Annotated in this window: 17 protein-coding genes and 1 pseudogene; 6 read left to right on the top strand and 12 right to left on the bottom strand. The window is 73.5% G+C overall.

Going from position 1 to position 23,680, the window contains the following annotated elements; translation table 11 throughout:
• Positions 1-307 precede the first annotated feature (307 nt).
• Positions 308-1,816, top strand: coding sequence for an MFS transporter (locus tag NFX44_RS14610; RefSeq protein ID WP_262284083.1), 1,509 nt, complete (start codon positions 308-310; stop codon positions 1,814-1,816).
• 209 nt (positions 1,817-2,025) lie between these two features.
• Complete coding sequence (locus tag NFX44_RS14605) at positions 2,026-2,265, top strand: hypothetical protein (RefSeq protein ID WP_262284082.1); 240 nt, start codon at positions 2,026-2,028, stop codon at positions 2,263-2,265.
• A 22-nt stretch (positions 2,266-2,287) separates the two neighbouring features.
• On the opposite strand, the gene NFX44_RS14600 is transcribed toward NFX44_RS14605, so the two are convergent.
• On the bottom strand, positions 2,288-4,081 hold the full coding sequence (locus NFX44_RS14600; RefSeq protein WP_262284081.1) for a glycoside hydrolase family 15 protein: 1,794 nt from the start codon (positions 4,079-4,081) through the stop codon (positions 2,288-2,290).
• Between the two features lie 61 nt (positions 4,082-4,142).
• On the bottom strand, positions 4,143-4,598 hold the full coding sequence (locus NFX44_RS14595; protein ID WP_262284080.1) for a hypothetical protein: 456 nt from the start codon (positions 4,596-4,598) through the stop codon (positions 4,143-4,145).
• Positions 4,599-4,856: 258 nt separating this feature from the next.
• Between NFX44_RS14595 and NFX44_RS14590 the strand changes: the two genes are divergently transcribed.
• Together NFX44_RS14590 and NFX44_RS14585 are read left to right on the top strand one after the other, a co-directional pair.
• Complete coding sequence (locus NFX44_RS14590; RefSeq protein ID WP_262284079.1) at positions 4,857-5,306, top strand: erythromycin esterase family protein; 450 nt, start codon at positions 4,857-4,859, stop codon at positions 5,304-5,306.
• Between the two features lie 61 nt (positions 5,307-5,367).
• On the top strand, positions 5,368-8,640 hold the full coding sequence (locus tag NFX44_RS14585; RefSeq protein ID WP_262284078.1) for a hypothetical protein: 3,273 nt from the start codon (positions 5,368-5,370) through the stop codon (positions 8,638-8,640).
• 261 nt (positions 8,641-8,901) lie between these two features.
• Here the strand turns inward: NFX44_RS14585 and NFX44_RS33340 are convergent.
• A pseudogene (locus NFX44_RS33340) lies at positions 8,902-9,561 on the bottom strand (pyridoxal-phosphate dependent enzyme); the annotation flags it as partial.
• A 453-nt stretch (positions 9,562-10,014) separates the two neighbouring features.
• On the opposite strand from NFX44_RS33340, the gene NFX44_RS14580 reads away from it, so the two are divergent.
• Complete coding sequence (locus tag NFX44_RS14580) at positions 10,015-10,593, top strand: esterase family protein (protein ID WP_262284287.1); 579 nt, start codon at positions 10,015-10,017, stop codon at positions 10,591-10,593.
• 48 nt (positions 10,594-10,641) lie between these two features.
• Here the strand turns inward: NFX44_RS14580 and NFX44_RS14575 are convergent, their stop codons facing one another.
• The 8 genes from NFX44_RS14575 to NFX44_RS14540 all read right to left on the bottom strand — a co-directional run bounded on the left by NFX44_RS14575 (position 10,642) and on the right by NFX44_RS14540 (position 21,058).
• Positions 10,642-12,009 (bottom strand): pyridoxal-dependent decarboxylase, encoded by a 1,368-nt coding sequence (locus tag NFX44_RS14575; RefSeq protein WP_262284077.1) that lies wholly within the window; start codon positions 12,007-12,009, stop codon positions 10,642-10,644.
• Between the two features lie 50 nt (positions 12,010-12,059).
• Complete coding sequence (locus NFX44_RS14570; protein WP_262284076.1) at positions 12,060-12,932, bottom strand: alpha/beta fold hydrolase; 873 nt, start codon at positions 12,930-12,932, stop codon at positions 12,060-12,062.
• Positions 12,933-13,042: 110 nt separating this feature from the next.
• Positions 13,043-14,041 carry a glycoside hydrolase family 11 protein gene (locus NFX44_RS14565; RefSeq protein ID WP_262284075.1) on the bottom strand — a complete coding sequence of 333 codons (999 nt, stop codon included), beginning with the start codon at positions 14,039-14,041 and terminating at the stop codon, positions 13,043-13,045.
• A gap of 342 nt (positions 14,042-14,383) precedes the next feature.
• A complete protein-coding gene (locus NFX44_RS14560; RefSeq protein ID WP_262284074.1) occupies positions 14,384-15,349 on the bottom strand; it encodes an acetylxylan esterase in 966 nt (321 codons plus the stop codon).
• A 218-nt stretch (positions 15,350-15,567) separates the two neighbouring features.
• Positions 15,568-17,892 carry a glycoside hydrolase family 3 N-terminal domain-containing protein gene (locus NFX44_RS14555; protein WP_262284073.1) on the bottom strand — a complete coding sequence of 775 codons (2,325 nt, stop codon included), beginning with the start codon at positions 17,890-17,892 and terminating at the stop codon, positions 15,568-15,570.
• 39 nt (positions 17,893-17,931) lie between these two features.
• Entirely contained in the window at positions 17,932-18,792 is an 861-nt protein-coding gene (locus tag NFX44_RS14550; RefSeq protein WP_262284072.1) for a carbohydrate ABC transporter permease, read from the bottom strand.
• A 2-nt stretch (positions 18,793-18,794) separates the two neighbouring features.
• Positions 18,795-19,793: a carbohydrate ABC transporter permease gene (locus tag NFX44_RS14545; RefSeq protein ID WP_262284071.1), complete on the bottom strand. Its 999-nt coding sequence runs from the start codon at positions 19,791-19,793 to the stop codon at positions 18,795-18,797.
• On the bottom strand, positions 19,790-21,058 hold the full coding sequence (locus NFX44_RS14540; RefSeq protein ID WP_262284070.1) for an extracellular solute-binding protein: 1,269 nt from the start codon (positions 21,056-21,058) through the stop codon (positions 19,790-19,792). The genes NFX44_RS14545 and NFX44_RS14540 overlap by 4 nt, the downstream gene beginning before the upstream one ends.
• A 145-nt stretch (positions 21,059-21,203) precedes the next feature.
• Between NFX44_RS14540 and NFX44_RS14535 the strand changes: the two genes are divergently transcribed.
• Positions 21,204-22,244 (top strand): LacI family DNA-binding transcriptional regulator, encoded by a 1,041-nt coding sequence (locus tag NFX44_RS14535; RefSeq protein ID WP_262284069.1) that lies wholly within the window; start codon positions 21,204-21,206, stop codon positions 22,242-22,244.
• A gap of 39 nt (positions 22,245-22,283) precedes the next feature.
• On the opposite strand, the gene NFX44_RS14530 is transcribed toward NFX44_RS14535, so the two are convergent.
• Positions 22,284-23,303 carry a LacI family DNA-binding transcriptional regulator gene (locus tag NFX44_RS14530; protein ID WP_262284286.1) on the bottom strand — a complete coding sequence of 340 codons (1,020 nt, stop codon included), beginning with the start codon at positions 23,301-23,303 and terminating at the stop codon, positions 22,284-22,286.
• Between the last annotated feature and the right edge of the window lie 377 nt (positions 23,304-23,680).

Below are 23,680 nucleotides of genomic sequence, written 5' to 3'. Positions count from 1 at the left end.
CGGGGCCCCGCGTCAGGTGCGGGCACCGTGCACGATCGGGCGCGCACCCCGAGGCCGCTGGGCTAACCTCTGACCGAGGGCCGCGGGTCTCCCCCAACGCCCCGAGCCGCTCTTCGCACGCTCCCGCCCGCCGCCGACCGGCGGGCCGGTGGCCGGCTCCCCCGCGGCGGTGTCCGCCGACGGTCCGCCTCCACCCCGCCGTCCCGCCACGGCGACCCGCACGCGCCGTCCCCGCCCCGCCGGCCGGTCGACGCCCGGATCGCCGCCCACGGACGCGCCGGGGGTCACCGCACGTGCGAGGGCACAGATGACAGTTCGACCTCCGGGCCCGCCCGGGCGGTCCGCCGACTTCCGGCTGCTCGTCGCCGGCCAGACGGCCACCCAACTGGGCACCGACGTCACGGCGATCGCGTTCCCGCTGATCGCCGTGCTGGTCCTGCACGCCACACCCGTGCAGTTGGGCGTCCTGGTGGCCGTGCAGAACGGCGCGTTCCTGCTGCTCGGGGTGCCGGCCGGCGTCTGGTTGGACCGACGCCGGCTCCGGCCGGTGCTGATCATGACCGATCTGGTCCGGTGTGCGGCGCTCGTGGCGGTCACCGTGACGGCCGCGCTGGGCCGGCTCACCCTGCCGCTGCTGATCGCCGCGGCCGCGGTCCTGGCCGTCATGCGGGTGCTGTTCGACATCGGCCACCAGTCGTACCTGCCGAAGCTGCTCCACCGGGCGGACCTGCTGCGGGGCAACTGCACGCTGGAGACCGTCCGCTCCTCCGGGCAGGTCGCCGGCCCCAGCCTCGGCGGCTGGCTCACCCAGCTGGTCGGCGCGACGAACACCCTGCTGGTCGACGCCGTGAGCTTCCTGGTCAGTGCCGTGTGCCTGGCCCGGATCCGGGCCCCGGAGCCGGTGCCCCGGCGGCCCGCCCCGGTGGGCACGACGCACGAGGCCCGGGAGGGCCTGGCCTTCGTCCTCGGTGATCCCGTGCTGCGCGCCATCGCGGCCACGAGCGCCCTGGTCAACCTGCTCTTCACCGCCGCCACCGCCCTGATCATCCTGTTCCTGGTCGACACCGTGGGTGTCTCCCCCGGCGCCGTCGGCGTGCTGCTGTCCGCCGCCCCCGCCGCGGCACTGCTGGGCGCCGTCACGGCGGGCCGGCTCGCCCGTCGCATCGGCCTGGCCCGCGCCATCTGGCTGGCCCCCGTGGTGAGCAGCCCGTTCAACCTGCTGGTCCCCCTGACCGGCCGCGGCTGGGGCCTGGCCTTCTTCGTCGTCGGCCTCCTCGGCAGCGGCATCGGCCAGGTCGTCTACGGCATCGCGCAGACCACCTACCGGCAGGCCACCGTGCCCGCGCGACTCCAGTGCCGGGTCAACGCCACCATGCGGTTCCTGGTCATGGGCGCGCTGCCGCTGGGCGGCCTCCTCGGCGGCGCGCTCGGCGAGGTCATCGGCGTCCGCTCGACCCTGCTGGTCATCGGCGCCGGCCTCACCCTCGCGCCCCTCCCGCTGCTGCTGTCCCCGCTGCGGCACGCGCGCCACGTGCACGACGTGGCGACGCGGACGGTGCCGGCCGACCCGCCGGTGGCGGCCCCGGTCCGGACGGTCCCCACCACCGCCGCCGGCCGTCCGCGCCCTCGCCGGGCGGGCCTCGGCGCGTCCGGATCGGGCACCACCTGTCGGGCCCGCAGGACGGAGCGGCCGAGCCCGGGCCCCACGGGCCACGGCGCCCGGGGACGGCGGGGCCCGGGAGGCCCACCACACCTGCGGCGACCGCTGACCCGCCGGGGAGGCGGCGGGCGCGAGCCCGGAGACCGACCGCCGTGAACCTCCAGCGGCGACGGCCGAGGTTCCCACCGGGGCCCGACCTGATCCCCTCGCGAGGTGGGACGGCCCGCCTTCGGGACCGCCACTCCAGCACCGGGGAGGGTGATCATTCGCCTGTGCTCGCCGCCATGATCGCCACCGGGCAGGGCCTGCGCGCGTGAGGGCGTCCCTGCGCGCGCCGCTGGTCCCGCCGGTCGGCGGCGGACCGAGTGGACGCGGTGGAGAGCATCCTCGGGTCGTTCCTGAGCCGCCACCCCGCCGACCCGGTCGCCGAGACCGGCGTGCTCAGCGAGTTCACGCACCACGGGCTCGCCTCGCGACTGCGGGGCCGGCGCGTCGACCGCGTGCACCACCCGCTCGACCCGGTCGTCGTGGCCGCGCCCTGGTTGTTGGCCGGAGGGGTCGCCTACCTGGCCGCCCGGCGGGTCCTCGGACGCGGACGCCGGTAGGGGCGACGGCCGCGCCGCCACCTCAACCGGGGCTGTCCCGGATCGCGAGTGCCGCCTGGACGAGCGCGGCGTGGGTCAGCGTCTGCGGATAGTTCCCGAGGTGGGCGCCGGTCGCGGGATCGAGTTCCTCGGCGTAGAGGCCCAGCGGGCTGGCGTGGTCGCGCAGCGCCCGGAACAGCTCCTCGGCCTCGTGGCGTCGCCCGGTGCTGGCGAGGGCCTGGACGAGCCAGAACGAGCAGGGCAGGAAGGCGCCCTCGGCCCCCGGGAGACCGTCGCGTCCGGGCGGGTAGCGGTAGAGCAACGGCCCGCCGGCGGAGAGCCGTTCGCGGATGGCGTCGATGGTGCCGCGCACGCGGGCGGACTCGATGCCGTCGATGCCGAGCAGTGGAAGGACGAGCAGCGAGGAGTCCAGGTCCTCGGCGCCGTAGCTGCGGACGTAGCTCGCCTGCGCCGGGTCGAAGCCGCGCGCCCGCACATCGTCGGCGATGGCGTCCCGGGCCTGCTGCCAGCGTCGACGTTGCCGGGCGGAAAGCGGGTGCGTTTCGGCGATGCGCAGGGCCCGGTCGAGGGCGAGCCAGCCCATGAGCTTGGAGTGCACATGCTGACCGGCCTCGCGGACCTCCCAGATGCCGGCGTCGGGCTCCCCCCACCGGCCGGCGACAACGTCCGCAAAGCCGCGCACGGCCCGCCACGTCTCGGAAAAGAGGCGGTGTCCAGCCTGGACGAACACCCAGGCGGCGTCGACCACCCAGCCGTAGCCGTCGAGCTGGTGCTGGTCGGCGGCCGCATTGCCGAACCGCACCGGCACGCTGTCCAGATAGCCCGGCCAGCCGGCCAGCTCCCGTTCCGGTGGCACGCGGCGGCCGGTCAGCGTGAACAGCGCCGGCAGGCGCGGCCGGTCCAGCCGGCTGGCGTGCAGCAGCCACGCGAGGAAACCGTGCGCCTCGTCGAGCTTGCCGACGCCGAGGAACGCGTTCACGCCGATGCTGGCGTCCCGCGGCCAGACGTAGCGGTAGTCCCAGTTCCGGCCCCCGCCGGGATCCTCGGGCAGCGACGTCGTCGGCGCCGCGACCGGGGCCTGTGACGGGGAGTAGGTCAACAACCGCAGGGTCAGCAGGCTGCGTACGACGTCCTCGCGGAACGGCAGCGAGCCCTCGATTTCGGCCGTCCAGGCCCGCCAGCGGGCCTCGTCGCCGAGGACGGCGTCCCAGGCCGCCTCGGGCTCGACGTCGACCAGCGGCTCGCGGTTGGCCACCGCCAGGACGAGGGTGACCGGACGGCCGGGCGCCACCGCGACGGAGGTGGGCCGGCCCGGTTCGACCGCGATGTCGGGCGCGCAGCTCAGGGACACCGCCAGCGCCCCCCACTCACACACCAGCACTCCGCCGCGGCGGCGGACGCGGGGCCGCCGGTGCCGTATGCCGAGACGCGGGTCGAAGTCGACGACGGCGTCGACCGCTCCCCCCTCGGCCGAGAGCCGCCGCACGAGCAGCGTGGCGGGCAGCAGCCGTCCGGTCACCTCGGCGACCATGGACTCGGTGAGGGTGAGCCGGCGGTCGCCCACCGCCCACGTCGTCCGGATCGTCGCGCTGTGCGGCCGGTAGTGCCGCTCGACGACCGGGGCGGGCGCGGCCGGGCCGACCCGGAACGTCCCCGCCTCCGGGCCGCCCACGAGGCGTCCGAACAGGGGCTCACCGTCGAACCTGGGTACGCAGAGCCAGTCGATCGCGCCGTCGCCGCTCACGAGGGCGGCGGTGCGGGTGTCGCCCAGCAGCCCGTAGTCGCTGATCGGCGCCGCAGGACGGGGCCCGGTCACGGCCGGCCCGCCGGCCGCCGGGAGCCCACGGGTCGCGCCGCACGCCGAGGGCCGGTGCGGCTCAACCGGCCCGGAGGAGCAGTCCGAGGACGCTCCCGTAGATGACGTGGACGACGGCCGCGACGGCGGGCGTCTGCACGCCGTAGTTGAGGGCGAACAGGCCGGGCGGCTCCAGCACGGCCGTGCTGGACGGGCCGGCCCGCTGCGAGGCCATCCTGGGATGGACACCCGGCAGGAGCGGGAGGATCACCGTCAACGCGATGGCGACGTGGAGCCCGCCGAACAGCGCACCGATCCACCAGGTGGCGCGGTGCAACACGGCGAACGCGGCCGCGTACCCCAGGGCGAAGCCCTGACCGGCGAGCAGGTGGATGAAGAAGCCGACGATCCGGGCCCGGTCGGGGTCGTCGGTGACGACGGCACCCAGCACCAGGGGAAGGTCCAGGCGGGTGAACCCGGCCATCTGCGCCGTGATCATCGCCGCGGTGAGTGCCGCGGTGGCCACCAACCCGAACACTGCCCATCCGGCCCAGTCCATTTCAGCGGTGGCCGCCGGGGCACGCCCTGGCGTTCCGTACGCGGCTCGGCGCGGTTGTCTCGGCCATCGATGCCTTCCGGCTGTCCCCACGAGGTCGTGTGCGGCCCGGCCCGGAGCCCGCCGCGCAACGGTCTCCACCGTAGGCCCACCGGACCTCGGCTCCGGGTGGCTTGCCGGAACAGACCGCGCAAGTAGATCGACCGGGTGAGCCGCGGCGCCGGCCGGGTGGCGTCACCCGTGCAGACACCACACCTGGTCGCGGCGTCCTCGCGGGAGGACTGGGACCGGGCACGCCTGTACAGGCGTACCGCCACCGGGCTGCTGCGCTACCACGTCGCGATGGCCGACCCGTCACCGAACCGTCTGGCGCGGCTGCTCGGCGTGCGGGACTCGATGATGGCCGCCAACCTGCTCGCCCTCGCCGAACGCGGGCCGACGCTGGTGAACGCCCACAACGGTCACCTCCAGCGGAACAGGAGCTTCATGCGGACGGGCGGCCGGCCGGTGGAGTGGTGGAGCGCCGGCGCGATCGTCGACGCCCGCCGGCTGGCCGCCGTCCTCGCCGACGTGGCGCCCGCCGCCCGGGTGTCCCCCTGGTTCGGCTACGCCCCGCTCGATCCGGCCCACGTGGCCAGCACCGACGGGATCGTGTTCGTCAAGGACGCCCGGCGCGGCGACGCGGCGTGAGCCGACCGGATCCGCCGGGCGCGGGAATAAGGGATCTCGCTCCGGCGGGCCCGCGGGCACAATGTACGCCGTGCTCGCCGCCACCCGCACCCTGCTGACGTCGCTCGATCCGCTGCCGTACCGGGAGCGGATGAGCCGCCTCGCCGGCTGGGCGCGCACCTTCCCCGACCGCGCCCGGGTCTGCGCCGACCTGCGAGAACAGGGCCCCTACGAGCGGCGGCTGGCCCTGGTCGCCGCGATGGTGGCCCAGGACGCCGACGGCATCGCCGCCGCGACGCGGGACCCGCAGCCGTCGATCAGGGTCGCCGCGCTCACCGCGGCGCTGCGGGCGGGCCTCCCGGCCGGGCCTCTCAGCGAGCGGCCCGCGGCGGAGCGGCGGCGTGTCTACCGGGCCCTGCGCCGTCGACCTGCGCCGGCCGTCGCCGACGCGCTGATGAGCGAGGTACGCGCGCAGTTCGGTGACGAGGAGGCCGCCGCGCTGCTGCCGGCCTGCGGCGCGGAGACGGTACGCGCGTTGCTGCCCGAGCTGGAGCACGCGCTCAACCTCGAGCGGCTGGTCCGGCGGCACCCCGGCCCGTTGCTGGACCGGGTCCGTGAGCGGCTGGCCGCCGCTCCGCCCGAGCTGCGTGGCAGGGTCTGGGGCGCCGCCGCCGGCGCCGTGCTGCGATGCGACCCGGCGCAGGCACTGGACCTGCTCGAACGGTACGCGCCCGACGAGTCGCTGCCCGGTTCGCTGGCGGCGTACGGGAGGCTCGCGTCCCACGACGCGGGTCGGGTCGCCCGCCTGCTCACCACGCCGGGCCGCGCGGCCTGGTTGACCCGGACCGTGCTGCCGCCGGCCCTGCTGCGCCGCCTCGCGGCGCTGACCGACGACGAGCTGGCGCCGGTCGCCGGCCGGTTCCGGGACCACAGCCGAGCGCTCGCGGCACTGCTCGACGCCGTGGCGCCGCACCGGCGCGGGGAGCTGTACGACCGCGCCCTGGCCGAGGTCGACACGGCGGCGCAGGTTCCGGCAGCCGACGTGATGGAGGTGTTGCCGGCGGCGGTGCGGGTCCGCGAGGCGACCCGGGTGCTGGGCCTGGCGAGGATCCGCGAGCGGGAAGCCGACGTGCGCTGCTGGAGCGCGTACCTGGCCTGGCCGGACGCGTCCGCGGCGCTGGACGTGGCGTTGCGCTCGGGCGACGCCGACGAGCGGGCGCAGGGTTACGCGCTGCTGGTGGCGGCCGCCCGTCGGTCCCGCGACCCGCAGGCGGTGGCCGAGGTGATCGTCCGGCTCGGGCGGCTGCGCAACGAACAGGATCCGGTGCGGGCGGCCGCGCTCGCCGCATTGGCGAAGGTGGCGCCGCTGCTCACCGAGGACACGGCGGACGGGCTCACGCAGCTGACCACCGACGCGGTCGACGCCCGTGACGCCTCCGCCGCCACCACGACCGCGCTGAGCTCCCTCGCCGCCGAGGTGCTGCAGCACCACGTCGCCGTGGCGCAGCTCCGCGAGTGGGCGCTGCTCACGATCGACCTGGTCAGCACCGGCGCGCACACGCCGGTGCTGCGCCGCTTCGACACGGTGCTGCGCGCCGGGCAGGAGGCGATGGTCTTCGCGCGGCTGCGCGGCTGGGTCGAGGCCGGCGTCGCCCGTGGCCGGTACGGCCCGCTCTTCGCGCTCACCCACGCGCTCGGCAGGCGGGCCTGGCGGCTGCCCGAGCTGCAGGAGCTGCTGCGCCGGGCGGCCGGCCGGCACACGCTGCCCTCGGTGGCCCGGTCGGCGATCCGGCTGTGGCTCGACGACCCGCGTACGCGCTCGGCGCGGGTGGCCGACGTGCTCGACACCGATCCGAGCACGGTGACGATCCACCCGGTGTGGGCGACCCTCTGCTCCTCCCGCACCGACCTGCTCGACCGGGTGCTGGACCGCCGCCCGCGCGGCCGGTTCGTGGAGGCGGGCACGCGATGGGTGCCCGCCTGGGCGTGGCACACCGAACGCTGGCTGCCTCGCCAGCAGGCCCGCTTCGTGGAGCTGCAGCAGTCGGTCAGCGCCGACGCCCAGCAGGGGGTGTGGCGGCGCGCGGCGGCGATCCGCGCCGCCGCCGGCGTCGGCACCGCCGGCCGCGAACTGGTGGCCCGCCACCTCGACGCCCCCGAGGTGGCGATCGCCGAGGCGGCGCTGGGCGCACTGGTCTGGACGGACCGGCCCGACGAGGCACTGCCGGTGCTGCTCCGGTACGCCGACGGCGACCGGGCGCGGGTCGCGATGTACGCGGCCGGCCGGGCCGCCCGGCACATCCCGCCGTCCCGGCTGGCCCAGGCGCTCGGCGAGGTGGTGACCGGCCCCGCGAAGATCACGAGCCGGAAGGAGGCCGCCCGGCTGCTGGCCCGCCTCGGTCCGCCGCAGGCGATGGCCACGCTGCTCGACGTGTACACCGACCCGGACGCGCACCGCGACGTGCGAGCGGCGATCGTCTCCGCCGCCCGGCAGCGCCTGCAGACCGAGGCGAGCTGGACGATCCTGCGGACCGCCGTCGACGGCAGCCGGGAGGAACGCCGCGCCGTCCTGAACGCCCACCCGTACACGATCCCCGAACGCCACCGCCCCCGCTACGGCGCGCTCGTCGTCGAGGCCTGCCGCGCTCCCGACCGGGAGGTCCGACGTGCCGCGTTCGCCCAGCTCGGTGAATGGTCGCCGTGGCTGGCCGGGATCACCGGACTGGTCGTCGACCGGCTCACCGACCTCAGCGAGTCCATCGCGCACATCGAGGTCGCCAACCTGCTGAGTGCCGGCGGCGACGAGGCCCTCCGCGCCGCGCTGGCCCGACTCGTCGACCGCGATGCCGGCGACGACGATCCGGGCGGCCCGGCCGCGGACCGCCCCGCCCGACGGCGCATCGAACTCCTCGCCGACGGCGCGGCCCTCCGGTCCGGCAGCCGGCCGGCGAACGCCGACCGCACCGCCCTGGTCGACGCCGCGCGGTGGCTCGCCGGGCACCCCGCCTTCACCGGCACGGCCACGGCGCTGCTGGTCGACCTCGGCCGGCTGGACAACCTGGATGAGATCGCCGGGCTGTGTGCGGATCGGCCCGTCCTCGCGATCCGCCTCGCCGAACGCGCGGGCACCCGGCTGCGCGGCCTCCGCGAGTGGCCCGACCCGGCGATCCTCACCGGCACCGTCGCGCGACTGGCGGGGCGCGGCGACCTCGCCGGCGGGCTCATCGCGGTGGCGCTCGTCCGGCACGGTGCCGGCTTCGGGTGGAAGTCGCCGTGGCGGGATCTGCTGATCGAGCTGCGCCGGCACCCGGACGCCGACGTGCGCGAGGAGGCGTACGCCGTCGACATGAGCTGACCCGCTGGTGCCGACCGGCCGTCCGCTGCGGCTGACCCTCGGATCAGCGGCCACCGGCCCCGCCTGATCCCGGAGCCACCCCGCGGCCGCGACACTCGGCCCGGACGGCTTCCCGTACCCGGGCCCGAGCCACTCGCGGCGCAGGTCGAACGGCGCGAGGGGCACCGTGTCGGGCACCGGCGCGCCGTGGCGGCGCAGCAGTCGCGCGGTCCGCATGGCCAGGCGGCGGACCTGGGCCGGACCTACCCGGGTCCGGTCGTTGACGAGGATTCCGACCACCTCGCTGTCGAGCCCGGCGAGGGCCAGCCCGAGGACCAGTCCGGCGGCCGTGCCACCCGAGCCGACCGGGACGACGATCCGCCGGGGCCGGGGCAGCTCGCCGGCCGCGACCTGCTCGGCGAGTTCGAGGGCCGCCTCGACGAAGCCCAGGCAGCCGGGCGCGTTCGACCCGCCGACCGGCAGCAGGCCGGGACGCCGCCCGCGCAGCGCCGCGCCGACCAGCAGCCGGCCCGCCGTCGCGTACGCCCCGGCCACGGTGTCCACCCGGTGCATCGTCGCGCCGGCCGCCCGGACTGCGGCGATCTGCTCCTCGACGTGCTCGTCGGACGGCTGCTCGACGGCTACGACGTGGGCCCGGATGCCGGTGTCCGCGGCGTAGCGGGCCACCGCCACCGCGTGGTGACTTCCGGTGCCACCCCCGGTCACCACGACACCGCACCGTCGCCGGAGCAGGTCCGCCAGGCTCCACTCGAGTTTGCGGACCTTGTTGCCGCCGTACCGGTCGCCGTACCGGCTGTCGTCCTTGATCCACAGCTCGTGCGGGTCGATCCGGCGGACCGGGGTCGGGCCCGTGCCCAGCGGCAGGAACGGCAGTCGGGGCGCGACCGAGGGGTAGCGGGAGTGCAGGCGTGGTGCCGTCATGCCGTCCGTCCTCGCTCCACAGGGGATCGAAATCCGTTCACCAGGCGCGCCCAGCATGCACCGGCTGGAAAACACGGTGACGCGGGGGTGGCGTCTGGGCCGGCGCGACGACGCCGTGGCGCGCCCAACGCCCTGGACTCGGCCTTCCTGGGGGCGGCGACCGAGTTCGACGTACCCAGGGACGTGCTGGTCGCTGTCGGCTACGGCGAGTCCCGGCTGGACGGCCACGACGGCAAGCCCAGCCAGGCCAACGGCTACGGCGTGATGCACCTGGTGAGCAATCCCACCCAGCAGAGCCTCGAACGGGCGGCCAGGTTGACCGGCGAGCCGGTCGCGCGGCTGAAGACCGTCACCCCGGCGAACATCCGCGGCGGCGCGGCCGTGCTGCGCGAGCTCGCCGACGCCGAAGGGCTGACGGCAGCCGACCGCAGCCGGGTCACCGCCTGGTATCCGGTGGTCGCGAGGTACGGCGGCGCCTTCTCCGCGCCGTCCATGGCCAGCGCCGCCGGTGACGGGTACGGCCTGCGCATCGTGGACCGCAACGAGAACGGCGGCCGCCTCCAGTACTACCGCTTCGCCACCGACGCGATCCAGTGGGACCCGGCAGTCAACGTCCTGCTGCCCGACGGCTACCACACCAGCGGCCGGCGCTATCCGGTGCTGTACCTGCTGCACGGCGGAAACGCCGACTTCCGGACCTTCCACCTCCAGGACGACATCATCAATCTCACCGACGGCGCGCCGCTGTGGGACGAGGCACGGGTCAGCGCCGACAACCCGGTCCAGCGCATCGGCAGCTACCACAACAAGCGGATCTTCCTGGCGGCCGGCACCTCACCCGATCCGGTCAACTGGTTCGACACGGTCAACGAGACCCAGGTCCTGGCCGGCCAGCGCGAGTTCCGGGCGGCGCTCGGCCAGGCCGGCATCCCGCACGAGTGGCGGGAGGTTCCCGGGGGCCACTACTTCCGCCACGAACTGTTCGTTCAGGACCTCGCCGGCATGCTCGGACGGTTGCGTCGCGCAGGCTGACCGGCTGGACCGGCCACCGGAGGGGTGGCCGGCCCCGCGGCATCGGTGTCAGGCGGCGAGGCGGGTGATCGCGGCGATCGAGCGGTCCACGTCCGCCTCGGTCGTGGCGGCGTTCGAGACCGACAGGCGCATCAGGCGTCGCCCGCGCCACGTCGTCCCGCCCGCCCAGCAGGTGCCGTCCGCCTGCACCGCGGCCACCACCCGGTCGGTGCGCGCGTCGTCGCCGAAGCCGACCAGCACCTGGTTGAGGACCACCTCGTTCGCCACCTCGAACCCGGCCGCGGTCAGGCCCTCGGCGAACCGGCGGGCCAGCGCGCAGCAGCGATCCACCACCGCGGCGACGCCATCGCGGCCCAGCTCCCGCAGACCGGCCCAGACGGCGAACCCGCGCGCCCGGCGCGAGGACTCGGCGGTGAGGTCCGCGCCCGCCGGCGAGCCGCCGGAACCGACCAGGTACGCGGCGGCGTACGACATCGCCGCCGCGTGCGTGTCGGGACGGGCGCAGAACGCGAAGGCCGAGTCGTACGGAAGATTCAGCCACTTGTGGCCGTCGCAGGCCCACGAGTCGGCCAGTTCCATCCCGTCCACCAGGTGCCGTGTGGTCGGGCTCGCCGCGGCCCACAGTCCGAACGCCCCGTCCACATGCGCCCACCCACCGTGCCGGTGGACCAGCTCGCACGCCTCGCGCAGCTCGTCGCAGGCGCCGGTGTTCACGTTGCCGGCCTGCAGGCACACGACGGTAGGCCCCGGGGCGCCGGCGCGCAGCACGGCCCGCAGCGCTTCGAGGTCGATGGCGCCGTTGGGCCCGGCGGGCACCGGCTCCAGCACGTCCGTACCGAGGCCGAGCAGACGCAGCGACCGGTCGATCGTGCCGTGCCGCTCCTCCCCCACGATCACCCGGATCGGCGGCGCCCCGAGCAGCCCTCGCCGCTCCACGTCCCAACCCGCGTCGGCCAGCACCTGGTGCCGGGCGGCGGCGAGCCCGGCGGTGTTCGCCGCCTGAGCGCCGGTGACGAAGCCCACCGATGCCGCCGCCGGAATCCCCAGCAGCTCCTTCAGCCAGCCGCCGGCGGCGGCCTCGGCGGCGATGGCGGCCGGCGAGGTGACCGCGTTGAACGCGAGCTGGTCCCAACCGGCCGCGAGGATGTCGGCCGCGGTCGCCGCCGGCAACGCGCCGCCCACCACGAACCCGAAGTACCGCGGGCCGACGCTGGCGACCAGGCCGGGCTCGGCCGCGGCGACCAACTCCGCCAGCACCTGCTCGGGCGGGCGGGGGCCGGAGGGCAACGGGCCCGAGAACGCGTCGGTCACCGCAGCCTGGTCGACCGGCACGCCGACCGGCCGATCGGGCAACGACCGCCGGTAATCCGCCGCGTGGTCGGCGGCCAGCCGGAACAGGTGCCTGAGATCCTCCACCGCCGCACCCTATCCCCCGGGCCGGCCCGGCCACCGGAGGCGGCCGGGCGCTAGCGGTGCACGCGCCCCAGGAAGTCGCGCATCAGCGCCACCACCTCGTCGAGATGGGTCTCCAGCAGCCAGTGGCCCCCGTCGAGCAGGTGCAGCTCCGCGTCGGGGAGGTCCCGCAGGTACGCCCGCGCCGCGTCCGCGGGCATGTAGCCGTCGTGCGGCCCCCAGAGGATGAGCGTGGGTGGCCGGTGCCGGCGCAGGTACGCCTGCTGGCGCGGGAACCAGTCGACGGTGGTGCGCTGGTCGGCGAGCAGCCGGGCGAGGTTGCGCGGGCCGGGCGGGCGGCCCACCTGCGCCCAGGACAGGACCCACAGGTCCGGGCTGACCCGCTGGGCGATCTCCTCCGGCAGATCGCCCACGAACTCGTCGCGGAATCCCCGTTCCGAGACGTTCGGGGCCACCGTCGCCAGTGCCTGCGGGTACGGCTCGGCCCACATCTTCTTGAGTGGCGCGTACGTCGGTCCGTGCTGGTCGGGATAGATGTCGCCGTTCTGGATGACCAGGGCGGCGACCCGCTCCGGCGCGCCCAGTGCCAGACGCAGCCCGAACTGCGAGCCGTAGTCCTGGAGGTAGATGGCGTACCGCCGCATGTCGAGGACCTCGGTGAACCGGCGCAGGAAGTCGGCGTACGCGTCGAAGGTGTAGGCGAACCGCTCCTCGTCCGCCCGCGTGTAGCCGAATCCGGGCAGGTCCGGGGCGAGCAGCCGCCACCGGTCGCCGAGGGCCGGCAGCAGGTGGCGGAACTGGAAGGACGACGAGGGGTAGCCGTGCGGCAGGAGCACGATCGGGGCGTCGGCCGCGCCGGCCTCCCGGTAGAACGTCGGAATGCCGTCCACGTCGACGGTGCGGTGCGTGACCGGCGCGGCTGCCATGGCGCGGCCTACCCGCCCCGCCTCCCGGCAAACGACCGGCCGTGCCCGGCCGACCCTGGTCGGGCGGGTGGGGCGCCGACACGTCGGCGGCGTCCCACCCGCGCCTCAGGTCAGCCGGTCGCGCAGCTCGCGGTGGGCGTCGTGTTGTTGCCGTTCTTGTAGAGCGTGATGCCGAAGTTGTTGCCGTTGCCGTTCGGCCGGGCCGTGAGGGTACCGCTGGTGCCGCTGATCGAGGCGTTCCAGCTGTTCTGCAGGGTCTGACCGCCGTTCGTGCGGATGGTGACGACCCAGTTGCTGCTGCCGCTGACCGAGAAGTTGACGTTGAACCGGTCGCTCCACTCGTCGGCGCGGCTGACGCTCACCGAGCAGCCGCCGCCGCTGGGCGGCGGGGTGGTCGGGCCGGGGGCCGCGCCGCCCACCGTGATGTTGGAGCTGCCGCTGCTCTGGTAGCCCTCGGTGGCCAGGATCTGGTAGTCGTGGCTGCCCAGGTTCATGCCGTACCGGGCCCACGCGTCGAAGTGGTTGCCGGCGGTGATGGTGCCGCCCACCCGCTTCGACTGCCGGACGCTCCAGTACTGGTAGAAGGTCCGGGTGCCCTCGATGGAGGGCGCGTTGACCCGCTGCGTCCGGTAGATGTCGTACGTGCCGCCGTCGCTGGTGACCGTGCCCATGAAGCCCTGGCCGCCCGGGGGCCGGTAGGTGCCCCAGCTGTCGACGATGTAGTACTCGACGAGCGGGTTCCTCGTCCAGCCGTAGAGGGTCAGGTAGGCGTTGCCGGACGGGCTGAACGTGCCGGAGTAGGTCACGGTCCGGCGTGCGCCGGGATTCCAGCCCTTGCCGGCGACGAAGTTGTTGACGTTGCTCCACTGGGTGCTGTACTGGCCGCCGCTACCCATGTTCATGGAGACGTTGCCACTGTCCTTCCAGAAGGAATAGAAGTAGCCGTTGTTCGTCCCGGTCGAGTTCGAGGTCACGGTCTCGGCGTGCGCGGGGCTGGACTGCAGGGCCGTGGCGCCGGCGGTGACCAGGACGGCGGCACAGGCGCCGCCGATGAGCATTCGGAGGCGGCCACGTCTGGTGGTCCTCGCGGGGACGGGGGCGTCGGTCATGTGCGTGCTTCCTCTCTCGACGGCTGGCGGAGGCCAGCAGCGCGGCGCGACCCGGCGGCAGCTGCCGGCGGCCCGTGACCGCCACCGGAGGAGCGGGTCACGAACGGTCGGCATCGGCGGTGATGAATGGGTCTCGACGGCGAAAGCATCGGCCGCACGGCGGGGCACTGTCAACAACTTCCGGAAAAGTTGCGGACCATCGGCCCCGGCGGAGGAACCCGGCACGGGGCGTCACTGCTGCTCAAGCCAGGTCAGCAGGGAGCGACGCTCCGCGGGTGACGGTCCGGACCCCGGTGACGGCGGCCACCGACCGGTCGGTGCTTCCGGAATCTCTCCGGGAGGTCAGCCGTCGAGGGCGGTACGGAGGAAGTCGAGGGCTGCCGCGTCGTCGTCGATCCCGCCCGCCTCGTGGCCGTTGTACCGCCACACCGCCAGTTCGGCCGGCCCCCGGTAGGCGTTGACCGCGGCGAAGACCGTGGACGGGGGCACGATCTCGTCCATCAGGGCCACGGAGAAGCGGGCCGGCACGGTGGCCCGGCGGGCGAACGCGACCCCGTCGACGTAGCCGAGGGTGCGCAGCACCTGCTCCTCCCGGTCGCGATGAACCGCCAGGTAGTCCCGGATCTCCCGGTAGGGCGCGGCGTCGGTGATCGTCACGGCACGCGGCATGTCGCAGAGGAACGGCACGTACGCGACCGCCGCGCGTAGGTCCGGCACGAGGGCGGCGGCGGCGAGCGCGGCGCCGCCGCCCTGGCTGTGACCGAGCACCGCGACCCGGGCGGCGTCGACCGCCGGCAGGCGGCGCGCCGCGTCGACGGCCCGGACCGCGTCGGTGAGGAAGCGGCGGTAGTAGTACCGGCGCGGGTCCTCGACGCCGCGAGTGGTCATCCCGGGGGCCTGCGGGCCGCCCCCGGCGATGTCCGGGGTGTCGCCCCGGCTCCAGCCGGAGCCCTGGCCGCGGGTGTCCATCTGGAGGTGGGCGAACCCGGCGCCCGCCCAGAGCAGGTTCTCCAGCGGGTGGCCGCGTCCGCCGCCGTAGCCGACGTACTGCACGACGGCCGGCAGCGGTCCGGACGCGTCCCGGGGCACCCGCAGCCACGCCTTCACCGGCTGCCCGGCGAAGCCCGGGAAGGTGACGTCGAAGACGTCCAGGCCGACCAGCGGAGTGGTCACCGCGGTCACCTCGACCGGTTCGCCGCAGGACCGGGCCTCGGCGAGGGTGTCGGCCCAGAATGCGTCGAAGTCCGGCGGCTCGCGCAGGTCGCTGCGGTGGGCGCGCAGCTCCGCCTCGGGCTGGTCGGTGTACACGGCCGCCTCTCAGCTCGTCGGGGTGCGCGGAACAGCCGGCCGGGGCCGCGCCGAGAATTTCCGGAACAGTGCCGCGATCTCCCGGCACGCTAGGACCACCGGGACCAGGTCAACGCCTACTTCTTCCGCAAGTCGGGGTCCCCGACGCCCGAGGAAGGCCCCTCCACTGAATCGGTGCTGGTCCGCCGGGCGTCACGGGGACGCCCGGCGGACCGGCCTCACCTGATCTCGGACGTCGTCCAGCGCGGAGAGTCGGCGGTGACCGGCACGGTGTCACCGACCAGGGTGGTCAGCGCCTCCGTGTCCCGCCGAGCGCTCGTGCCGACCCAGAGATCGACCTCGCCGGGCTCCACGACGCGGGTGAGCGTGCGGTCGGAGAAGGCCAGGCGGGTGGTGGGGACCGTCAGCTCGACGGTGACCGACTGGCCCGGATCCAGGTGGACCCGCCGGTAGCCGAGCAGCTGCGCCACCGGCCGGGTCACCGACGCCACCAGGTCGCGACCGTAGAGCTGCACCACGTCGTCGCCGGCCACCGCGCCGGTGTTGGTCACGCGCACCGTCACGTGCAGCGCCCCGTCGGTCGGCGCCGTCGCCGGGGCGCAGAGGTCGGTGTGCGCGAACGTCGTGTAGGACAGGCCGTGGCCGAACGCGGCCACCGGCGTCGCCGGCAGGTTGGTCCCCTCGCTGCCCTCGCCGAGCGTGGGATGCAGGTACGAGTACGGCTGGGCCCCCGCCGAGCGGGGCAGGCTGACCGGCAGCCGGCCCGACGGGTTGACCCGCCCGGAGAGCACACCCGCGATCGCGCCGGCCCCCTCCTCACCGGGGAAGAACGCCTGCACCACCGCCGCGCAGCGCGACAGCGCCCAACCGACCGCGTACGGGCGCCCGGTGAGCAGCACGAGCACGACCGGCGTGCCGGTGGCCAGCACGGCCTCCACCAGCTCGCGCTGGACGCCGGGCAGCTCCAGGTCCTCCCGGTCGCAGCCTTCGCCGACCGTGCCGCGCCCGAAGAGGCCGGCGTGATCACCGACGACCAGCACGGCGATCTCCGCGGCGGCTGCCGTGGCGACGGCCGCCGCGAAACCGGACCGGTCGTCGGTGTCCACGTCGCAGCCACCCGCCCAGGTGACGAGGTCGGCGCCGAACTCGCCGCGCACCGCGTCGAGGACGGTCGACACCTCGATGCCGGTCTCCACGCCGGGGTGCTGGACGAGCACGTGGTTGAGGAAGGAGTAGCAGCCGAAGAGGGCGGCCTGCCGGTCCGCGTTCGGGCCGATGACCGCCACGCGCCGGCCCGCCGGCAGCGGAAGGACGCCCTGGTTGGCGACCAGCACAACCGACTCCTCGGCGAGGCGGCGGGCGATCGACCGGTGCTCCGGTGAGTCGAGGTCGACCGACTGCGGCGGCTCGTCCGTGAACGTGGCGTCGAGCAGCCCGAGTTCCTGCTTCTCGCGCAGCACCCGCAGCACCGCCCGGTCGATGAGCGCCTCGTCGAGTTCACCTGCCCGCACCCGCTCCGGCAGGGCCAGGTAGGCGTCGCCCGTCGGGAGCTCGATGTCGACACCCGCGGTGAGCGCCTGCACGGCCGCCTCCGCGTGGTCGGCCGCGACGTGGTGCAGCAGGTTCAGGAAGGCGACGCCGTAGTAGTCGGACACCAGCGTGCCGTCGAAGCCCCACCCGTCCCGCAGCACGCCGGTCAGCATCCCCGGATCGGCCGCGACGGGAACTCCGTCGATCTCCGTGTAGGAGTGCATGACGCTGCGGGCGTTCCCGTCGAGAATCGCCATCTCGAACGGGAGGAACAGCACGTCGGCGAGCTCCCGGGGACCGGCGTGCACCGGGGCGAAGTTGCGCCCGGCGCGCGAGGCGGAATAGCCGGCGAAGTGCTTCAGCGTGGCGTGCACGCCCTGCGCCTGCAGGCCGCGCACGTACGACGTGCCGATGGTGCCGACCAGGTACGGGTCCTCGGCGATGCACTCGTCGACCCGGCCCCAGCGCGGGTCCCGGATCACGTCGAGCACCGGGGCGAGACCCTGGTGGATGCCCAGCGCCCGCATCGAGGCCCCGATCGCCGCGGCCATCTCGGTGACGAGCTCGGGATCGAAGGCGGCGCCCCAGCTCAGCGGGGTGGGAAAGGTGGCCGCCTTCCACGCCGAGAGCCCGGTCAGGCACTCCTCGTGGACGATCGCCGGTATCCCCAGCCTGGTGCCCGTCACCAGCTCCCGCTGGAACTTCCACAGCCAGGCCGCGCGGACCGCGGCGTCGACCGGGCGGGTGCCGTAGGCGCGGGTGAGATGGCCGAGGCCGTGCCGGGCGAAGTCCTCGAGCTTGACGTCGTCGCCGAACTCGCCCTGCATGGGTGCGACCGCCTCGCCGTCCTCCTTCTCCCAGAAGCCGACGAGCTGGGCGACCTTTTCCTCGATCGTCATCCGGCCGAGCAGCTCACGTACGCGCGCCTCGCCGGTGTGGCCGTCGGACCGGTCGTGGTCGGGAGCCGTCTGGGCCGGTACCGGCCCGTCCACCACCGCGTGGACCTCAGTCATGCTGTGCCTTTCCTCTGGTTGTGCTTGTACCGCTGCCGCTCAGCCCTTGACCGCGCCCTGCAGGCCACCGACGATCTGCTTCTCCGCGAGCGTGAAGAAGAACAGTGCCGGCAGCATCGCCAGCGACGTGAAGGCGAGGACGCCGGCGGTGTCGGTGGAGAACTGACTTGAGAAGTTCTGCACCCCGAGCGGCAGGGTGTGCAGGTCGACATCGCCGAGGACGAGCAGCGGCAGCAGGAACGCGTTCCAACTGGCCACGAACGCGAGGACGCCGACGGTGACGAGCGCGGGCCGCGACAGCGGCAGCGCGATGCGCCAGAGGAAGCCGAGCCGACCGGCGCCGTCGATGGCGGCGGCGTCCTCCAGCTCTCTCGGGATGGCGGACAGGAAGGGCCGCAGGATCACGATCGTCAGCGGCAACTGGAAGGCGACCTGCGGGAGGATCACCGCGTAGTAGGAGTTGACCAGGCCCAGATCCCGCAGCATCAGGTAGAGCGGCAGGATCGCCGCCCCGGCCGGGAAGAGCAGGCCGAGCGTGAAGAAGGTGTAGAGCCCCTCACGCCCGCGGAAGCTGTACCGGGCCAGCACGAACGCGGCGGCCAGGCCGAGCACCACGACGCCGAGCGTGGTGCCGAGGGCGATCACCCCGCTGTTGAACGCCTGCTGCCAGAACTTGCCCTGCGTCAGCACCCGGGTGTAGTTGTCGAAGACCCACGGGTCGGGCAGGCCGCCCGGGTCCGCGACGATCTGCGGAGTGGTGCGGAAACCGCCGACGATCACGTAGAGGATCGGCGCGATCGACACGGCCGCGACCGCGAGTGCCAGCGCGTATGTCAGCGGGGTGCCCCACGAGACCGGCCGGCGCCCGGCGGACGGAGAATGGACGGGGTTCGTGACCATGATCAGTTCGCCCTTCTCGTGATGGCGCCCTCGAGGTCCCGACGGAGGATGAAGCGCTGGAACAGCAGCGCCGCGACGAATGAGATGACGAAGAGGATCACGGCCACCGCGTTGCCGTAGCCCCACAGCCGGGCGAAGAACCCGTTGTCCACCATGTACGTCGCCATGGTCCCGGAGGCCCCGAGCGACCGGATGGCGGGCACCGAGGTCACCCAGATGACGTCGAAGACCTGCAGCGAACCGATCATCGACAGGAACATCCAGATCCGGATGGTCGGCCCCAGCAGCGGGAGGGTGACGTGGCGTTGGGTCTGCCACCAGCTCGCGCCGTCGATCGCGGCGGCCTCGGTCAGCTCGTGCGGCACGTTCGACAGGCCGGCGAGCAGGAGGATGATGGCGAAGCCGACGTACTTCCAGGTGAGGACGAAGAGCAGGGTCCAGATGACGACGTCGAGGTCGGCGAGCCACGCCTGCACCAGGCTGCCGAGTCCCACGGACCGCAGCAGCGCGTCGACCGTGCCGTCCTCGGCCAGGATCAGCTTCCACATGATGCCGACAGTGACCTCGGCGAGCACGTAGGGCACGAACGCCAGCAGGCGGAACACGGCGCGCCCACGGAAGCGGCGGTTGAGCAGCAGGGCGATGCCGAGGGCGATGGGGCCCTGGATCAGCAGCGACCCGAACACGATGATGGCGTTGTTGCGCAACGCGTCGCGGAAGATCGGGTCCTGGAACGCGAGGGTGTAGTTCTTGAAGCCGATGTACTCGGTCGGGGGTCCGATCCCCCGCCATCGGTACAGGCTGTAGTAGACCGCGAAGCCCATCGGCACCAGCACGAACATCACGTAGACCACGAGCGCCGGCGTCGTGAGCCCGATGATCTCGTACCACTTACGGCGGGTCTCGGCCCGGCGGGAGGACGAGCGCCCGGCGGGCCGGCGACCCGCCGGCGGCGCGGAAACGCCGCCGGCGGGGAACCGGGTTTGGTCGGTGGAGGTCACTTGCTCGCGGCTGCCTTCATCCCCGCGACGACCTTCTCCGGCGTGCCCTTGCCCGAGAAGATGCCGACGATCCCGTCGTTCATCGCGGTGCCGACGGTGCTGCCGTAGGCCGTGTCCAGCCAGAGCTGGACGTAGCTCGCCTCGGCCGTGGCCTGCAGGATGGACTTCAGCGCGGGGTCCTTGATGCCGGCCTCCGCGCCCTTGACGACGGGGAGCCCGGTGCCGGTCTCGGCGTAGCCCTTCTGCACCTCGGGGCTGGCGATGTACTTGAGGAACTCGACGCACTCGGCCGGGGCCTTCTTGGCACAGGCGAACCCGTCGCCGCCGCCGAGCGCCGCCTTCGGGTCACCGGCGGAGCCGGAGATCGCCGGCACGGGGAACCAGCCGAGGAACTTGGCGAGCTTGGCCTTGTCCGTGGCGACGTTGTCCAGCGTGCCCCGGTTCCAGTCGCCCATCAGTTCCATCGCGGCCTTGCCGTTGGCGAGCAGACCGTTCGCGCTGGTCGGGTCGTTCTGGCCGGGCGTGGCGATGAAGTTGTTCTGGAAGGGCTTGGTGTCGATGAAGGCCTTGAGGTCCTGGCCGGCCTTCACGAAGCACGGGTCGTCGAAGACCTTGTCCTTGGACGCCTTCTTCAGGGTGTCGACCGAGCAGGCGCGCAGCGCGAAGTTGTACCACCAGTGCGCGGCGGGCCACTTGTCGCCGGCGCCCACGGCGATCGGGGTGACGTTGATGGCCTTGAGCTTGGTGACCGCGGCGTTGAGCTCTTCGAACGTGGTCGGCGGCGCGCTGATGCCCGCCTGCGCGAACATGTCCTTGTTGTACCAGATGCCCTCGATGCCCATCCGGAACGGCAGGCCGTACTGCTTGCCGTTCACCTGCCAGATCTCGGCCGCGCTGCCGATGCTGGCAACCTCGGTCTTGGTCTGGTCGGTGATGTCCTTGAGGTAGTCGGCCTCGACCTGCTCAACCAGCTCGCCGCCGCCCCACGACATGAAGATGTCCGGCGGGTCGTTGCTCAGCAGGGCGGCGGGGATGCGGGTGCGCTGCAGCTGGTTCGTCTCGATCGCCTCGATCTCGATCTTGACGGTCGGGTGGAGCGCGGAGAAGTCCTTGGCGACCTTCTCCCAGTAGACCTTGCCGGGCCCGTCCTGGGGGGCGTTGTGCCACCAGGTCAGGGTCACCGGGTTCTTGTACAGCTCACTCTCGCTGGACGTCTCGTCGTCGCCGCCGCTGTTGCAACCAGCGACGACGAGAGCGCTTGTCATAAGTAGTGCCAGAGCGGCACCCGCACGGCGCTTCGTCGCCATCGATGTCTCCTCCGTCAGGCAGTCGCGGTACTCGGCCTGCGGGGGAGTTTTACAGCCGTGAAACTTGGTGTCAATCGGTATCGATAACGTTTTCGAGTCCCTCGTGACGGGGCCCGAGCAGCGGCTCTATCATCGTCGGGTGGTGTTCCCGGAGCGCGTCAAGATGTCGGATGTGGCACGTACCGCCGGCGTCTCGGTGGCTACGGTATCGAAGGTGGTCAATGGGCGGTACGGCGTGGCCCAGGCGACCGTGGAGCGCGTCCAGCAGGTCATCCACGAGCTCGGCTACGAGGCCAGCCTGGGCGCGCAGAGCCTGCGCAGCCACCGCACGAACGTGCTGGGCATCCTGGTCGCCGAGTTCGAGCCGTTTTCGACCGAACTGCTCAAGGGGGCGTCCCGGGAGGTCGCCGGCAGCGGCTACCAGCTGCTCGCCTACTCCAGCGGCGACGGCGAGGGCGCCGCCATCGGCTGGGAGCGGCGCTCGCTGGCCCGCCTGTCCGGGACCCTCATCGACGGCGCCGTGATCGTCACGCCGACCGTGATCGAGACCAAGCACGGCTTCCATGTCGTTGCCGTCGACCCGCACACCGGCCCGTCCGGTCTGCCCACCGTCGACTCGGACAACTTCGCCGGGGCCGTGCTCGCCACCAACTACCTGCTGTCGCTCGGCCACCGCCGCATCGGGCACATCAGCGGACGCCCCGACCTCGAATCGGCGCGCCTGCGCGAGGCGGGCTTCCGCAAGGCCATGGCCGACGCCGACGTTGCCGTGGACGAGCGGATCGTGCGCGTCGGCGGGTTCCGCACCGAGAGCGCCGCCGGTACGGCCGCGGAACTGCTCTCGCTCCCGGACCGACCGACCGCGATCTTCGCCGGAAACGACCTCTCGGCGATATCCACGATGGACGTTGCCCGGAACATGGGCCTCGCCGTGCCCGACGACCTGTCCGTCATTGGCTTCGACAACGTCCCGGAGTCGGCGCTGGTGAATCCCCCGCTGACGACGATCATGCAACCGCTGCAGCGCATGGGCGCCGAGGCGCTGCGCCTGCTCATCGACCTGATCGCCGGCGTCGAGCGCGACATCCACATCCGGCTCCCCACCGAGCTGGTCGTGCGGGCCTCCTGCCGCCCCTACCGCTGACGCCGCGGCCACTCCCAGCGGATCGGACGCCGGTGGCGGTCAGCCGGCCAGCGGGGCTGCGCTGTCGCGGACGACGAGCTGGGTGGCCAGCTCCACCCGCGGGCTCTCGATTCGCTCACCCTGGGCCAGGCGCAGGACCGTGCGGGCGGCGAGCAGGCCCATCTTCGCAAGGGGCTGCCGGACGGTGGTCAGCGGCGGGGAGCACCACCGGACCTCCGGCAGGTCGTCGAAGCCGACGACGCTCACGTCGTCGGGCACCCGCAGGCCGCGTCGCCGCACGGCCTCGTAGACACCGAGGGCCATCTGATCACTGGCGGCGAAGATCGCGGTGGGCGGCTCGGGCAGGCGCAGCAGATGGTTGCCCGCGGCGAAGCCGGCCTCGTGGTAGAAGTTGCCCGGATAGATCAGTTCCTCGTCGACACTCAGGCCGGCGGTCTCCAGCGCCGCCCGGTAGCCGTCGAGACGCGCCCGGCTGCACATCAACTGCGGCGGCCCGGCGACGAAGCCGATCCGCCGGTGGCCGAGGCCGAGCAGGTACTCGGTCGCGCGCAGGCTGCCCGCCCAGTTGGTCGCGCCGATGGTGTGCGCCTCCTGTGGGGGCACCCCGGCCGGGTCGACGATGACGACGGGAATGTTGAGCCGGCGCAACTCGGCCTGCAGCGGCGGCTCCAGGGTGGACGTCACGAAGATGACTCCCTGGGTGGAGCGGGTGCGCAGGTTGTTCAGCCACTGGCGGGCCGACGAGCTGCGCCGGTGGATCGCGGAGACCACGGTGCCGATGCCGGCCGCGTGCGTGACGTCCTCGACCCCCCGGATGATCTCGACCGCCCAGGGGCTGTCCAGGTCGTTGAAGACCAGGTCGATCAGGCCCGAGCTGGGCCGCGCGCTCGGCCTGCGGCGGCGGTAGCCGTGCCGGGTCAGCAGCTCCTCGACCCGCTCCCGGGTTCGCGGCGCGACGTCGGAACGGCCATTGACGACCCGCGACACGGTGGGCACAGACACGCCGGCCAGCCGCGCGATCGCGGCGATGGTGACTTTCCGGGAATCGTCCGCGGCCACCTGTCGCCCTTTCGTCATCGCTCGAGCGAACGAAGGGAAGCCTTCCCGGGCCGGCAGCCTGCTCGGAGCCCCGGGACTTTCGGTGGGATGCCGGTACTTCCGATCGCTTGAGGGCACGTTATGACCTGATGCGATGCGGGTCAAGGCCCGACCGGGCCTGGGCTGCGGCTACCGCGGCCGCTGCTCCGGCGTCGCCGCCGGGTCTCCGACGGTTGACGAGGGGGATCGACGCTCGTATTGTTCCGGCTCAGTTACCGGGAATTTGCTCGAAAGTATCGGCTCGGTCTCGAACCACCGTTTCCCGCACCGTCCCCTGATCGGCGTCCCGGCGGGTCTCCTGCCGCGCACCAGGCGCCCTCCCGGTCGACGCGCCGGTC

Origin of the sequence: Micromonospora sp. MA102 (assembly GCF_025460765.1) — a bacterium.
Lineage (GTDB): Bacteria > Actinomycetota > Actinomycetes > Mycobacteriales > Micromonosporaceae > Micromonospora > Micromonospora halotolerans.
The sequence above is the reverse complement of the archived record's forward strand: the minus strand, read 5'-3'. Positions and strand labels throughout refer to the sequence as shown.